This window comes from Phenylobacterium sp. (assembly GCF_041919955.1).
GTDB lineage: Bacteria > Pseudomonadota > Alphaproteobacteria > Caulobacterales > Caulobacteraceae > Phenylobacterium.
The window spans coordinates 37,442-49,539 of sequence record NZ_JAYRSU010000013.1 but is presented as its reverse complement, the minus strand read 5'-3'; the positions used below and the strand labels follow the sequence as shown (position 1 = coordinate 49,539).

General features: G+C 68.0%; 13 protein-coding genes. 10 read left to right on the top strand and 3 right to left on the bottom strand.

The features are described from left to right. Positions 1-104: 104 nt before the first annotated feature. Complete coding sequence (locus ACE3T2_RS12405; RefSeq protein ID WP_374657751.1) at positions 105-1,280, top strand: serine hydrolase domain-containing protein; 1,176 nt, start codon at positions 105-107, stop codon at positions 1,278-1,280. 6 nt (positions 1,281-1,286) lie between these two features. Here ACE3T2_RS12405 and folE read toward each other — a convergent pair whose 3' ends face one another. Continuing rightward, positions 1,287-1,919: a GTP cyclohydrolase I FolE gene (gene folE / locus ACE3T2_RS12400; protein WP_374657749.1), complete on the bottom strand. Its 633-nt coding sequence runs from the start codon at positions 1,917-1,919 to the stop codon at positions 1,287-1,289. A gap of 215 nt (positions 1,920-2,134) precedes the next feature. Here folE and cysS point away from each other — a divergent pair, with 215 nt between their 5' ends. The 6 genes from cysS to ACE3T2_RS12370 are packed head-to-tail and all read left to right on the top strand — an operon-like array spanning position 2,135 to position 7,777. Beyond that, entirely contained in the window at positions 2,135-3,523 is a 1,389-nt protein-coding gene (gene cysS / locus ACE3T2_RS12395; protein WP_374657747.1) for a cysteine--tRNA ligase, read from the top strand. Next, positions 3,523-4,080 carry an SRPBCC family protein gene (locus ACE3T2_RS12390; protein ID WP_374657745.1) on the top strand — a complete coding sequence of 186 codons (558 nt, stop codon included), beginning with the start codon at positions 3,523-3,525 and terminating at the stop codon, positions 4,078-4,080. Before cysS ends, ACE3T2_RS12390 begins: the two co-directional genes overlap by 1 nt. Beyond that, on the top strand, positions 4,077-4,526 hold the full coding sequence (locus ACE3T2_RS12385) for an iron-sulfur cluster assembly scaffold protein (protein WP_374657894.1): 450 nt from the start codon (positions 4,077-4,079) through the stop codon (positions 4,524-4,526). Before ACE3T2_RS12390 ends, ACE3T2_RS12385 begins: the two co-directional genes overlap by 4 nt. 56 nt (positions 4,527-4,582) lie before the next feature. Next, on the top strand, positions 4,583-4,864 hold the full coding sequence (gene yidD / locus ACE3T2_RS12380) for a membrane protein insertion efficiency factor YidD (RefSeq protein ID WP_374657743.1): 282 nt from the start codon (positions 4,583-4,585) through the stop codon (positions 4,862-4,864). Next, on the top strand, positions 4,861-6,828 hold the full coding sequence (thrS, locus tag ACE3T2_RS12375; protein ID WP_374657741.1) for a threonine--tRNA ligase: 1,968 nt from the start codon (positions 4,861-4,863) through the stop codon (positions 6,826-6,828). The genes yidD and thrS overlap by 4 nt, the downstream gene beginning before the upstream one ends. 10 nt (positions 6,829-6,838) lie before the next feature. Then, on the top strand, positions 6,839-7,777 hold the full coding sequence (locus ACE3T2_RS12370; RefSeq protein WP_374657739.1) for a glycosyltransferase family 2 protein: 939 nt from the start codon (positions 6,839-6,841) through the stop codon (positions 7,775-7,777). Positions 7,778-7,788: 11 nt separating this feature from the next. Here ACE3T2_RS12370 and ACE3T2_RS12365 read toward each other — a convergent pair whose 3' ends face one another. Together ACE3T2_RS12365 and ACE3T2_RS12360 are read right to left on the bottom strand one after the other, a co-directional pair. Then, a complete protein-coding gene (locus ACE3T2_RS12365) occupies positions 7,789-8,691 on the bottom strand; it encodes a hydroxymethylglutaryl-CoA lyase (protein ID WP_374657737.1) in 903 nt (300 codons plus the stop codon). Next, on the bottom strand, positions 8,688-10,361 hold the full coding sequence (locus ACE3T2_RS12360) for an ArnT family glycosyltransferase (protein ID WP_374657892.1): 1,674 nt from the start codon (positions 10,359-10,361) through the stop codon (positions 8,688-8,690). The genes ACE3T2_RS12365 and ACE3T2_RS12360 overlap by 4 nt, the downstream gene beginning before the upstream one ends. Positions 10,362-10,409: 48 nt before the next feature. Between ACE3T2_RS12360 and ACE3T2_RS12355 the strand changes: the two genes are divergently transcribed. The 3 genes from ACE3T2_RS12355 (at position 10,410) to ACE3T2_RS12345 (ending at position 12,077) form a co-directional block, all read left to right on the top strand. Next, positions 10,410-11,138: a glycosyltransferase family 2 protein gene (locus ACE3T2_RS12355; protein ID WP_374657735.1), complete on the top strand. Its 729-nt coding sequence runs from the start codon at positions 10,410-10,412 to the stop codon at positions 11,136-11,138. A 64-nt stretch (positions 11,139-11,202) separates the two neighbouring features. Continuing rightward, entirely contained in the window at positions 11,203-11,631 is a 429-nt protein-coding gene (locus ACE3T2_RS12350; RefSeq protein WP_374657733.1) for a hypothetical protein, read from the top strand. A gap of 131 nt (positions 11,632-11,762) precedes the next feature. Next, positions 11,763-12,077, top strand: coding sequence for a DNA-binding protein (locus ACE3T2_RS12345; protein ID WP_374657731.1), 315 nt, complete (start codon positions 11,763-11,765; stop codon positions 12,075-12,077). Positions 12,078-12,098 lie beyond the last annotated feature (21 nt).

The following is a 12,098-nucleotide window of genomic DNA, read 5'->3' as shown; positions in this document are numbered from 1 at the left end:
GCGCATATGGCGCGCGCAGGCGCGCCCGCGCTAGGGGGAACCTCGCCATTCTATGGCCGCGCTTTGCGACCAACGGTGGCGACGGCAACCCTGGGAGCGCCCGCATGAGCCTCGACCGTCGCACCGTACTGGCCGCTGTCGCCTCCGCCGGACTTCCAGCCCAGGCCCTGGCGGCGCGCAAGCCGGCCAAACTGCGCTGCAAGGGCCATGTCGCCTATGCCGGCGCCCCGCTACGCGCGCCGCTCGCAGATTGGCAGCTGGAAGCCGCGGCCAAGGCAGGCTCAGTCCGCCTGGCGCCGGCGATCGACGATGGGCTGGAGGAAAAGCTCTCCGCGGCCGCCGGCAAGATGAAGATCCAGGCCCTGACCGCCGCCGTCGCGCGCCCGGACGGCGGGATATGGACTCAGACCCTGACCGGGCCGCTGCATGACGCGCCGTTCCCGCAGCGTTTCTTCTGGGCCAGCGTCGGCAAGGCCTACACCGCGACCGCGATCCTCCAGATGGTCGAGGAGGGCAAGCTGTCCCTGGACGACAAGCTCTCGCGCTGGGCGCCCGACATGCCCAACGCCGCCTTCATCACTGTCGAGGATCTGCTGGGCCACACCAGCGGTCTCTACTCGTTCCAGGAGGATCCGGGCCTGCACGCCGAGCGGGGCTACAAGCCGCCTGAACGCCTGCTCGCCGTCGCGGCCGCGCGACCGCCGCTGTTCTGTCCCGGCGGCGCCTGGTCCTACAGCAACACCGGCTATGTCCTGCTCGGCAGGATCATAGAAGCGGTGGACGGAAAACCTTACGATAGGGCCCTTACCGGCAGGATCATCGAACGCCTCGACCTGCGCGAGACGACGATCCTGGCGCCGCGCGAGACCCCGCGGGACATGGCCTATCCGGCTTCGGAAGACGACGACGTCACCACGCCCTACGCGGCCGGGGCGGTCTCGGCCTCGTCGGCCGATGTGGTGCGGTTCTGGCGCGCGCTGATGGCCAGCCGGCTCCACGGCGTGGAGCTGACCCGCCGCCGGTTCGCCAGGCTCTATCCGATGGTGAACGTGTCGCCGGCCTCGTCCTATGGGCTGGGCGTGATGGTCAGCGACCTGAAGCTGGCCGACCCGAGCGCCACCGACACCTGGCTCGGCCACGCCGGCGGGATGCCCGGTGCACGGGCCATGGTGGCTTATGCGTTGGAAAAGCAGGCCTTTGTGGCCGTGGCGCTGACGGGCGAGGGATCGCCCGAGGCCACGGCCAACCTGTTGCTGTCAAGCCTTCCGAAGAAGGCCTGATGCGGCTCAGCGCTTGTTGACGAAGTCGAGGAAGCGCTGGCGCAGGGTCGCGTCGGTCTTGAACACGCCCGTGAACTGGGTGGTGATGGTCGAGACGTGGCGGTGGTGCACGCCGCGGGTGGTCATGCACTGGTGGGCCGCGTCGATGAGGATCGCCACACCGGCCGGACGCAGGCTGTCGGTGATCGCGTCGGCGATCTGCTGGGTCATGGTCTCCTGCGTCTGCAGGCGGCGGGCGAAGATCTCGACCACCTTGGCCAGCTTGGAGATGCCGACGACCCGGTTGGTCGGCATGTAGGCGACATAGGCCTTGCCGAGGAACGGAGCCATGTGGTGCTCGCAGTGGCTCTCGACCTCGATGTCGCGCAGCATGACGATGTCGTCATAGCCTTGCACGTCCTCGAAGGTGCGCGAGAGTTCCTTGGACGGGTCTAGCTGGTAGCCCTCGAACCACTCGGCATAGGCGTCGACAACGCGCTTGGGCGTATCGATCACGCCTTCCCGGCGGGGGTCGTCGCCGGCCCACGCGATCAGCGTGCGCACGGCTTCCATAGCCTCTTCGCGCGTCGGGCGCTTCACGGCTTCAAGATCAAGGCCGGGGGTTCCGACCAGGGTTCGGTCGCGACTGGGAGCGTCCATCTGTGAGCGGTTTTCTTTCCGGGGCCTGAGTTGCGCCGGGACGAAGGCCCCGGAAATGACGCGTGCCACCCCTTAAATCGGCCCTCGAAGAGGCACGGACGGAACCGTGGCCTCAAGGCCGGACCGAATGTATATGGGGCCAACCCCTTTGGGGGCAACCGTTACGCGGCGTCAGTTTTTGAATCGGGCGGCGCCAGAAAACATGAAGGACCCAGATGGCCCTCGCGCTCTACGACACCATGGCCCGCGAAAAGCGAGCCTTCGTTCCCCGGGATCCGTCGCGGGTGACGATGTATGTCTGCGGGCCGACCGTCTACAACTACGCTCACATCGGCAACGCCCGGCCCGTGGTGGTGTTCGACGTGCTGTTCCGCCTGCTCCGCCACGTCTACGGCGAAGATGCGGTGATCTATGCGGCCAACGTCACCGACGTGGACGACAAGATCAACAAGAAGGCGGCTGACGAGGGCGTGTCGATCGACGTCATCACCGACCGCTACCTCGCCATCTACAACGACGACATGGCCACGCTCGGCGCCCTGCGCCCGACGGAGCAGCCGCGCGCGACCCAGACCATGGACGCGATCATCGAGATGATCGGTCAGCTCGTGCGCAACAACGCGGCCTATGCGGCCGAGGGCCACGTGCTCTTCAATACCCAGGCCTATGCCGACTATGGCAAGCTCTCGCGCCAGCCGATGGAGGACATGATCGCCGGCGCCCGCGTCGACGTCGCGCCCTACAAGCAGCACCCGGCCGATTTCGTGCTGTGGAAGCCGTCGAAGGCGAACGAGCCGGTCTGGGAAAGCCCCTGGGGCCCAGGCCGCCCCGGCTGGCACATCGAATGCTCGGCGATGATCGAGAAGACCCTGGGCCTGCCGATCGACATCCACGGCGGCGGGATCGACCTGCTGTTCCCGCACCATGAGAACGAGATGGCCCAGGGCGTGTGCGCTGGCCACGACCACGGAACCGGCTACGCCAACTACTGGATGCACAACGGCTTCCTGAACATGGCGGCCGAGAAGATGTCCAAGAGCCTGGGCAATGTCGCCCTGGTTCACGACCTGATCTCCCAGGCGCCAGGCGAGGCGCTGCGCTGGGCGCTGCTGGTCGGCCACTACCGCGCGCCGCTGGAATGGACCGGCGAGCTTATCGAGCAGTCGAAGAAGGCGCTCGATCGGCTCTATGGCGCTTTGCGGCGCTCCAGCGAGGTCGAGGCCGAGGATGTCGCCCCGCCGGCCGCTTTCATGGCCGCTCTGGAAGACGACCTGAACACCCCGGCCGCCTTCGCCGAGCTGTTCGGCCTGGCGACCAGGCTGGAGACCGCGACGGGGAAGGGCCGCGCCCAGGCCAAGGGCGAACTGCTGGCCGCGGCCAACCTGCTGGGTTTCCTGCACGGCGATCCGGAGGACTGGTTCCAGGCCGGCGTCACCGACGACCTGCGCGAAAAGGTCGAGGTCCTGATCGCCCAGCGCGTCGAGGCCCGCGCGGCCAAGGACTGGGCCGCCGCCGACCGCATCCGCGACGAGCTCACCGCGTTGAATATCGAGGTGATGGACGGTCCGTCCGGCGCGACCTGGCGGATCAGGGAAACTGTCTGATGGCCCTCGGACCCAAGACCAACCAAGGCTCCATGTTCACCGCAGGCGCGGGCTTCAAGTTCAAGGGCGGCGGCACCTCGGGGCCCAGCGGCGTGCGGATCGAGCACCGCATCGGCGTGCAGGCGCCGATCGAGACCGTCTGGGACATCCTTTACGACCTCGACCGCTGGCACGAGTGGAACCCGCTCTATCCCAAGGCCGAAGGGAAGATCCGCATCGGCGGCCAGCTGACCTTGACCCTGGCCCTGGAGGGCGAGAAGCCGCAGGTCATCCAGCCGACGGTCCTGGAATGGGTGCCCAATGACCAGATCCACTGGCGCCTGAAGATGATGGGCGGCCTGGTCTCCACCACCCGATTCCTGGAGCTGGAGAAGCTGGACGTCGCCAGCACGATCTTCTCAAACGGCGAGCTGATCGGCGGCCTGCTCGGACCGACCGCGGCGCGGCGGCTGGGTCGCAAGATCTATCGCGGCTTCGAGGCCATGAGCGAGGCGCTCAAGGAACGTGCGGAAGCCCAATGGCGCGCGGCGGGCGGAGCGCCTACATCAGCGGCATGATCGACGACCTCTACTCGGCCAGGCTCCTGAAGCTGGCGGCGAACATGCCGCGGCTCGGGCGGCTGCCTGCGCCGGACGCGAGTTCCGAGAAGATCTCGAAGCTGTGCGGCAGCCGCGTGGTCGTCGATGTGAGCGTCGAGGGCGACCGCGTGGTCGACTTTGCGCAGGACGTGAAGGCCTGCGCCCTGGGCCAGGCGTCAGCCGCGGTGCTGGGCGCAAACGTCGTCGGCGCCAGCCTTTCCGAGATCGAGATGGCCCGTGACCAGTTCCGTGCTATGCTCAAGGCTGGCGCAGAGGCGCCGGAAGGACGTTTTTCGGATCTCTCGATGTTGGCCCCGGTGAAGGACTATCCCGCCCGCCACACCTCCACGCTCCTGGCGTTCGAGGCCGCGGCCGAGGCTGTCCGCCGCGCCGTGGAGCGAACTAGCCGCGCCGGCGCGGCTTGATCCCAAGGATCGCTCAGCGTAATCGCTGCGATTGAATCGCACGTCCGCGAGCCGGCATGACTTTCTACGAGACCTGCGTCCGCGGCGCATTGCGCGCCTACAAGCTGACGCTTTCGCCCCTGATCGGGCGCCAGTGCCGGTTCCTCCCGACATGCTCGGAGTACGCGGCGGAGGCCCTGATCCTGCATGGTCCCGGCCGCGGCTCCTGGCTCGCGACCCGGCGGCTGTGCCGCTGTCATCCCTGGGGAGCTTCGGGCTACGACCCGGTCCCCCAACCGCGCGACAAGGCTCCTGATGGAAACGGGCCGGCCTCGCGGACATGGACGTGTGAGACATGATCGATCTGATTTTCCCTGACGGTTCCAAGCGCCAGTTCGACGACGGCGTTTCGGGACGAGACGTCGCCGCCTCCATCGCCAAATCGCTGGAGAAGAAGGCGGTGCTGGTGAAGCTCGACGGCGAGCTGCGCGACCTCGATCGCCCGCTCGAAAAGGGCGGCGCCTTCGAGATTCTGACGCGCGAGAGCCCCGAGACGCTCGAAACCATCCGGCACGACGCGAGCCACATCATGGCCGAGGCCGTGCAGGAGCTGTTCCCCGGCACGCAGGTCACGATCGGCCCGGCCATCGACGACGGCTTCTATTACGACTTCGCGCGCGAGACGCCGTTCAGCCTGGACGACCTGGCGACGATCGAGCAGCGCATGAAGGAGATCGTCGATCGCGACGAGAAGATCGTGCGCGAGGTGTGGGACCGCGACGAAGCGATCGCCCACTTCAAGTCGATCGGCGAGGACTACAAGGCGCAGATCATTTCCGACCTGCCCGAGAGCGAGACGATCACGGTCTATCGCCAGGGGCAATGGAAGGACCTGTGCCTGGGCCCGCACCTGCCCTCGACGAAGGCCGTCGGCAAAGCCTTCAAGCTGATGAAGGTGGCCGGCGCCTACTGGCGCGGCGACCATCGCAACGCCCAGCTCCAGCGCATCTACGGCACGGCCTGGGCAAGCGAGGCGGACCTTGAGGCGCACCTCCACCGCCTGGAGGAAGCCGAGCGTCGCGACCACCGCAAGATCGGCCGCGCCATGGACCTCTTCCACATGCAGGAAGAGGGCAAGGGCATGGTGTTCTGGCACGAGAAGGGCCTGACGCTGTGGCGCACGGTGGAATCCTATGTCCGCCGCCGCCTCGAAGCGGCCGGCTACCAGGAAGTGCGTACGCCGCAGGTCTTGGACCGGATCTTCTGGGAGAAGTCGGGACACTGGGAAAAGTACCGTCCCAACATGTTCGTCTGCGAGACGGAGGAGGGCGAGGAGCTCTCCCTGAAGCCGATGAACTGCCCGGGCCACGTGCAGATCTTCAAGTTCGGTCAGAAGTCCTATCGCGACCTGCCGCTGCGCATGGCCGAGTTCGGGGCTTGCCACCGTTATGAGCCGTCCGGTTCGCTGCATGGCTTGATGCGGGTGCGGGCCTTTACCCAGGACGACGCCCACATCTTCTGCCGCGAGGACCAGATCGAGGAGGAGACGGCGAAGTTCATCGAGCTGGCCAACTCGATTCACGGCGATTTCGGCCTGCAGCGCGACCATATCGCCCTCGCTACGCGTCCCGAGATCCGCGCCGGCAGCGATGAGTTCTGGGACAAGGCCGAGGCGCAGATGCTGGCCGCGGCCCGCAAGGCCGGCGTCGAGCCGGTGATCGCCGAGGGCGACGGCGCTTTCTATGCGCCCAAGCTCGACTGGATCCTCAAGGACTCCATCGGCCGGACGTGGACGTGCGGCACGATCCAGCTCGACTATGTCCTGCCCGACCGTCTCGGCGCCGAATACACGGCCGAGGACGGCTCCAAGCAGCGCCCGGTCATGCTGCACCGGGCGATCTGCGGCTCGCTGGAGCGCTTCATCGGCGTGCTGATCGAGCACTATGCCGGCGCATTTCCGCTCTGGTTGGCGCCGACGCAGGTGGTCGTCGCCACAATTACGTCAGACGCGGATGATTATGCGTTGAAGGTGGCTCAAGAATTGAGCGCCGCGGGGCTGCGGGTCGAGACCGATCTGCGCAACGAGAAGATCAACTACAAGATTCGCGAACACAGCCTCGCCAAGACGCCGGTCATCGCCGTCGTCGGCCGTCGGGAAGCTGAGGAAGGCAAGGTCGCGTTGAGGCGTTTCGGTTCTGAGGGCCAATCGATCATGACGATCGCCGAAGCCGTCAAGGCGCTTGCCTTAGAGGCGAGTCCGCCGGATGTTGCACGACAGGTAGCGCTTCGGGGTGCTTCGCCCGAAGCGGGCGCGGTCGGGTAAGGGAGGCTGGATGAACGGCATCGCCGCACCGATCGTCGCCTATGAGCCTGCACCAGCTCAGGATTTCCTGAAACCGCGTCGTAGCGTCTCGGTGGTCATGGTCGTGTACATGACTGGCGAGGCGCTGCAGCAGAGCATCGAATGCGTGCTTGCCGACGCCCTGGTCGATGAACTCGTCGTCGTCGACAACGGGTCGACCCGAATGGAGGCCGCGCGCCTGAAGCGCCTGGCCGACAGCGATGCGCGCGTGCGGCTGGTGCAGGGGCAGGGCAATGTGGGGTTCGCCCGCGGCGCCAACCTCGGCGCCCGCACTGCGGCCGGCGATGTCGTCGTCTTCCTCAATCCCGACGCTTTCCTGCAGCCGGGCTGCGTGGCCGAACTGCTGCGAGCCATCGAGGGCCGCCCGGTGCCGTCCCTGGTCGGCGGCCGCGTGCTGAACGCCGACCGGACCGAGCAGCGCGGCGCCCGCCGCGGCGACATCACTCCGGTCAGCGCCCTGCTGAGCCTCAGCCACCTGTCGCGCCGGATTCCGGCCTGGCGGCGGTATGAGGTCCATTGGGAATCCGAGGCGCCGCCCGAGGCGGTCATTCCGGTGCCGACTATCTCCGGCGCCTGCTTCTGCATGCGCCGCGAGGATTTCGAGGCCGTCCAGGGCTTCGACGAAGGCTATTTCCTGCATGTGGAAGACGTCGACCTCTGCTGGCGCGTGCGCCAGGAGGGCGGCGCTGTGCTCTTCCAGCCGAAGGCCGAGGTGATCCACCTGGGCCACACCAGCCACGCCAGCCCCCTGAAGGTGGAGTTCCACAAGGGCGTGGGTCTGGCGCGCTATTTCCGCAAGCGGGCGGAGAGCCTGGGCGAGCGGCTGCTGGCCCTGCTGCTGTCGCCGATCATCGTCTGCACGGCCATCGCCCGGCCGATGATCTGGCGTGTGCGCGGCCGCGCCGCCTAGCGCCTCGAGGGTCAGGCGGGCGGGAAGGTCCCGGCGCGGCTGACCGAAGCGGCGATCGGTTTGTCGAGTACGCCCGACATCCACTGCGCCGTCCCGATCAGGGCGTCGATGTCGTAGCCGGTCTCGAAACCGGCCCGCTCCAGCATGTAAACCAGGTCCTCGGTCCCGATGTTGCCGGTCGCGGCCGGCGCGAACGGGCAGCCGCCAAGGCCGCCGCAGCTCGCATCCAGGATGTCGATCCCGGCCTCCACGCCCGCATAGGCGTTGGCCAAGCCCGTGTTGCGCGTGTCGTGGAAATGCAGGCGCAGCGGGATGTCGCCGATGACGGCCTTAACCGCCTCTACGCGGGCGCGGACCATCCAGGGATCGGCGACGCCGATGGTGTCGGCCAGGGCGATCTCGGCCACCTTGGCGTCGGCCGCCTCGCGGGCCAGGCCGACCACGCGGTCCATCGGCACCTCGCCGTCGAACGGGCAGCCGAAGGCGGTCGAGAAGGTGACGGTGATGGGTGGCCCGCCCTCGCTCGCCTGGCGCTGCGCGATGGCGTGCATGGCGGCGACCTGTTCGTCGACGCTGGCGCCCTGATTGCGGATCCCGAAGCCGTCGGAGGAGCAGACCACGACATTGGCCTCGTCGCAGCCAGCCGCGACCGCCCGCTCCCAGCCGCGCATGTTCAGCACCAGGCCGATGCGCGAGAGGCCCGAACCTGCGGGCAGGGCCGCCATGATCTCCTCCGCCCCGGCCATCTGCGGGACACGATTCGGATTGACGAAGGAGACGACCTCCATCCGCCTGGCGCCGGCGCGCTGCAGTCGGCCGATGAAGTCGAGCTTCTGCCCGACGTCCAGGATGGCCTTTTCGTTCTGCAGCCCGTCGCGCGGGCCGACCTCGACGATTTCGATGAAGCGGGTCATGGGGCCTCAGATGGGACGGGAGCGTAGATCCGTAAAGTCGTCTCATCGCCGTTGGAATAGTCGAGGCCCTCGACCTTGCCGATCTGGCGGGCCTTGATTCCCGCGGCCTTCAGGGCGGCTTCGAACTGAGCTTGCTCACGGCCTTCCACTACGGCCGGGCGTTCGTCCGCCAGGGCGGCGATGGCCTCGGGCACGTCGCCCAGGTCGGTGGGCGTGCCGAGGGCGAAGACCAGGCTAGGCTCGGCGTAGCCGGCGACCGCCACGGGCGCGGCGATGAAGCCCTGGCGCGGCAGCAGGCGGGCGTCCTCCAGCATCTTTTCCGTGCGCTGGGAGAGCCACAGCGGATCGAGGTTCGGTGCGAACAGGCCTGCGAAGGCGCCGTGGCCGAGGACGGTGAGGGCGCAGGCGGCGGCCAGGCCGCTGACCGCATCGCGCCGCCAGGTGAGATAGGCGCCGCTCAGTCCGCCGGCGGCCAGGAGGAGCGCGGTCAGGACGGTGGCGGGTAGGTCGCCGGGATCGCCGTATTCGCCGTAGAGATAGAAGACCGCTGCGCCGAGGACGACGCCGACGAAGGCGCAGAGCCCGATTCCCAACCAGCGGACCACACGGCCCAGCGGCGCCCGCATTACCGCAGCGGCCATCAGCCAGGCCAGGGCGCCATAGGTCGGCAGGGTGTAATGGACGAGCTTGGTCGGCGTCGCCTCGAAGACGATGAAGGCCGGAACCAGCCAGCAGACGGCGAAGCGCACGCCCGGCTCGTTGCGTCCACGCCAGGCCAGGGCCAGGGCGGCAGGCAGCAGCAGCGTGCCCGGGAAGATCAGCAGAGGCGTGAGCAGGGTGTGATAGCCGGGCGGCGCGCCGTGGCTTTCCTGACCGCCGACCAGCTTGGGTGCGAAGTCGGCGCCGAAGGCGGTGGTCCAGAAGCCGCCATCGGTGGCGACGGTGACCGCGCTGGCCCAGGGCCCGACGATCGCCGCCAGCAGGATCAGGCCCCAGATCCAGCCCAGGCTCTTCAACCAGGCGCCCTGGCGGTCCCACGCCCAGAGGCCGAGCACGGTCAGGGCGACGACCATCAGTCCGACCGGCCCCTTGACCAGGATCGAGACCGAAAGCCCCAACCAGAACAGCAGCCGCGTCAGGCGCCCGACGGGCGGACCATCGCGCGAGGCCGCGTAGATCCGGGCCAAGGCCGCCAGCGCCAGGGTCGTGGTCCCGGCTAGCACCGCGTCGGTCTTGGCGATGAAGGCCTCGGTCGACAGCAGGAAGGTCGAGCCGAGGATCGCGCCGGCCACCAACCCCGTCGGCGCGCCGAAGAAGGCCGCCGCACCCCAGGCGCAGGCGGCGGCGGCGAGCATGGCGCCGAGCAGCGAGGGCAGGCGATAGGCCCAGATTTCGCGGTCGGCGGGGTCTGAGGTCAGCGCTACGCTCGCCGCCTGAAGCCAGTGGATGCCGACCGGCTTCTTGAAACGCGGCTGATCCTGGAACTTGATGACGACGAAGTCGCCGGTCTCCAGCATCTGGGCGGTGGCCTGTGCAAACCGGCTCTCGTCACGGTCCAGCGGCGGCATGGCGAAGACGCCGGGCAAGCCCGCCAGGAATGCGATCAGAGCGGCGACGGCCGGCGCGCGCCAGCCCCGGCTGAACCGGTCCAAATAGGCCTGAAGACTCATGGCCACGTTGATAGCATCCGCACGGCGAATTTTCCGCTATGGAGGGGCATGGCCAAATCAACGCCCGACATTTCCGTGGTCGTCCCCGTCTTCGACGAGGAGGGCGCGGCGCCCGACCTCGCCCGCGAGATCGCCGCCGCCTTCGCCGGCCGCGATTACGAGATGATCTTCGTCGACGACAAGAGCCGCGACGGCACTCGCGCGGCGCTGACTGCGCTGAAGTCCGAGATTCCGCAGCTCCGGGTGCTTGGTCACACGAAGAACTCCGGTCAGAGCCGCTCGATCCGGACCGGCATCCTGGCCGCCCGCGGCGATGTGGTCGTCACCCTGGACGGCGACGGCCAGAACGACCCCGCCGACGGCCCCAAGCTGGTCGACGCCCTGAACGCCGGCCCGGCCGATCTCGTGCTGGTCGGCGGCGAGCGGGTGAAGCGCCAGGACAGCGCCGCCAAGAAGTTCGCCTCGAAGTTCGGCAACGGCGTGCGTAAGAAGCTGCTCAAGGACACCGCCAACGACACCGGTTGCGGCCTGAAGGCGTTCCGCCGCGAGGCGTTCCTGCGCCTGCCCTACTTCGATCACATCCACCGCTATCTGCCGGCCCTGATGCTGCGCGAGGGCTACAAGGTCGACTTCCGGCCGGTGAACCACCGCCACCGCCAGACCGGTCAGTCGAAGTACACCAATCTGGGCCGGCTGTGGGCCTCGCTCTCGGACCTGTTCGGCGTCATGTGGCTGCAGTCGCGCTCGCGCCTGCCGGGCGCGGTCGACGAGTTCTAAACCCTTGTCGCGCCTGGAGAAGCAGCGGAGACTCCTGCTCGATCCCGAAGGGGGAGGGGTTGTCATGTTCGCCGCATTGCCGCTGCTGGCCCTGCCGGTGCTCGCCTACAATCTGGCCGCGCTGACCCTGCCGGGCGGCTTCGGCTCGCAGGAGGCGGCGATCCGGATGAGCGAGCCGCTGTTCACACTGGCCATGAGCACCGGCGTCGACTGGCCGGTCACCCTGGGCGACCTGCTGCTGCTGGCCGGACTGGTGGTGCTGTTCGTCGAGATGCTGAAGTCGACGACCAGCCGCCGCACGGCGATCGTCAATCACGCCCTGTCGATGCTGCTGTTCATCGGCTGCCTGGTGGAGTTTCTGCTGGCGCCGGCCTTCGCCACCTCGACCTTCTTCCTGCTGGGGGTGATGGTGCTGCTGGACGTGCTGGCCGGCTTCATCGTCACCATCGTCTCGGCCCGCCGCGACGTCGATTTCGGGCCCGACGACGCCTAGGTGAGCGCCGTGAAGATCAGGGTGACGACGGCCAGATCGAAGAAGCGGGTGGCGATGGCGAACATGGATGTCCTGGCGGCTGCGGATTCACCCGTCGTTAAGCAAGACCGGCGCCAAGCGGGCCGGCCCTGATGGCGCTGTTCTTCGATCGCCAGTGGTTCGAGGAAAAACTGGCCGAACGCGGCTTGAACCCTCGTATCATGGCCGCCGCGGCGGGGATGAGCGAGGCCGACCTCGCCCTCGCCTTCAAGGACCAACGGGAACTTTCCGCCGAGGAGGTAGGCATTTTCGCCGACCTGCTGGGCGTGCCCCCCGCCGAGGTCGCCGACCGCGCCGGGGTCTCCACGCCTGTGCCGGGCCAGGGCGATCTGGCCGGCCGCCTGGGGGCCCTGGAGCGGAAGGTGGCCGCGCTGGAGGCCGAGCTCGCGCGGCTGAAGGGGCGCTAGAGGGCGACTGTTCCCTTTATG

Excerpts from the sequence above, each read along its gene's own strand:
- ACE3T2_RS12385 (WP_374657894.1), top strand. The coding sequence starts at position 4,077 with ATGATCGACGACCTCTACTCGGCCAGGCTCCTGAAGCTGGCGGCGAAC.
- ACE3T2_RS12355 (WP_374657735.1), top strand. The coding sequence starts at position 10,410 with ATGGCCAAATCAACGCCCGACATTTCCGTGGTCGTCCCCGTCTTCGAC.
- ACE3T2_RS12345 (WP_374657731.1), top strand. The coding sequence starts at position 11,763 with ATGGCGCTGTTCTTCGATCGCCAGTGGTTCGAGGAAAAACTGGCCGAA.
- ACE3T2_RS12365 (WP_374657737.1), bottom strand. The coding sequence starts at position 8,691 with ATGACCCGCTTCATCGAAATCGTCGAGGTCGGCCCGCGCGACGGGCTG.
- ACE3T2_RS12360 (WP_374657892.1), bottom strand. The coding sequence starts at position 10,361 with ATGAGTCTTCAGGCCTATTTGGACCGGTTCAGCCGGGGCTGGCGCGCG.
- yidD (WP_374657743.1), top strand. The coding sequence starts at position 4,583 with ATGACTTTCTACGAGACCTGCGTCCGCGGCGCATTGCGCGCCTACAAG.
- thrS (WP_374657741.1), top strand. The coding sequence starts at position 4,861 with ATGATCGATCTGATTTTCCCTGACGGTTCCAAGCGCCAGTTCGACGAC.
- ACE3T2_RS12370 (WP_374657739.1), top strand. The coding sequence starts at position 6,839 with ATGAACGGCATCGCCGCACCGATCGTCGCCTATGAGCCTGCACCAGCT.
- cysS (WP_374657747.1), top strand. The coding sequence starts at position 2,135 with ATGGCCCTCGCGCTCTACGACACCATGGCCCGCGAAAAGCGAGCCTTC.
- ACE3T2_RS12350 (WP_374657733.1), top strand. The coding sequence starts at position 11,203 with ATGTTCGCCGCATTGCCGCTGCTGGCCCTGCCGGTGCTCGCCTACAAT.
- ACE3T2_RS12405 (WP_374657751.1), top strand. The coding sequence starts at position 105 with ATGAGCCTCGACCGTCGCACCGTACTGGCCGCTGTCGCCTCCGCCGGA.
- folE (WP_374657749.1), bottom strand. The coding sequence starts at position 1,919 with ATGGACGCTCCCAGTCGCGACCGAACCCTGGTCGGAACCCCCGGCCTT.
- ACE3T2_RS12390 (WP_374657745.1), top strand. The coding sequence starts at position 3,523 with ATGGCCCTCGGACCCAAGACCAACCAAGGCTCCATGTTCACCGCAGGC.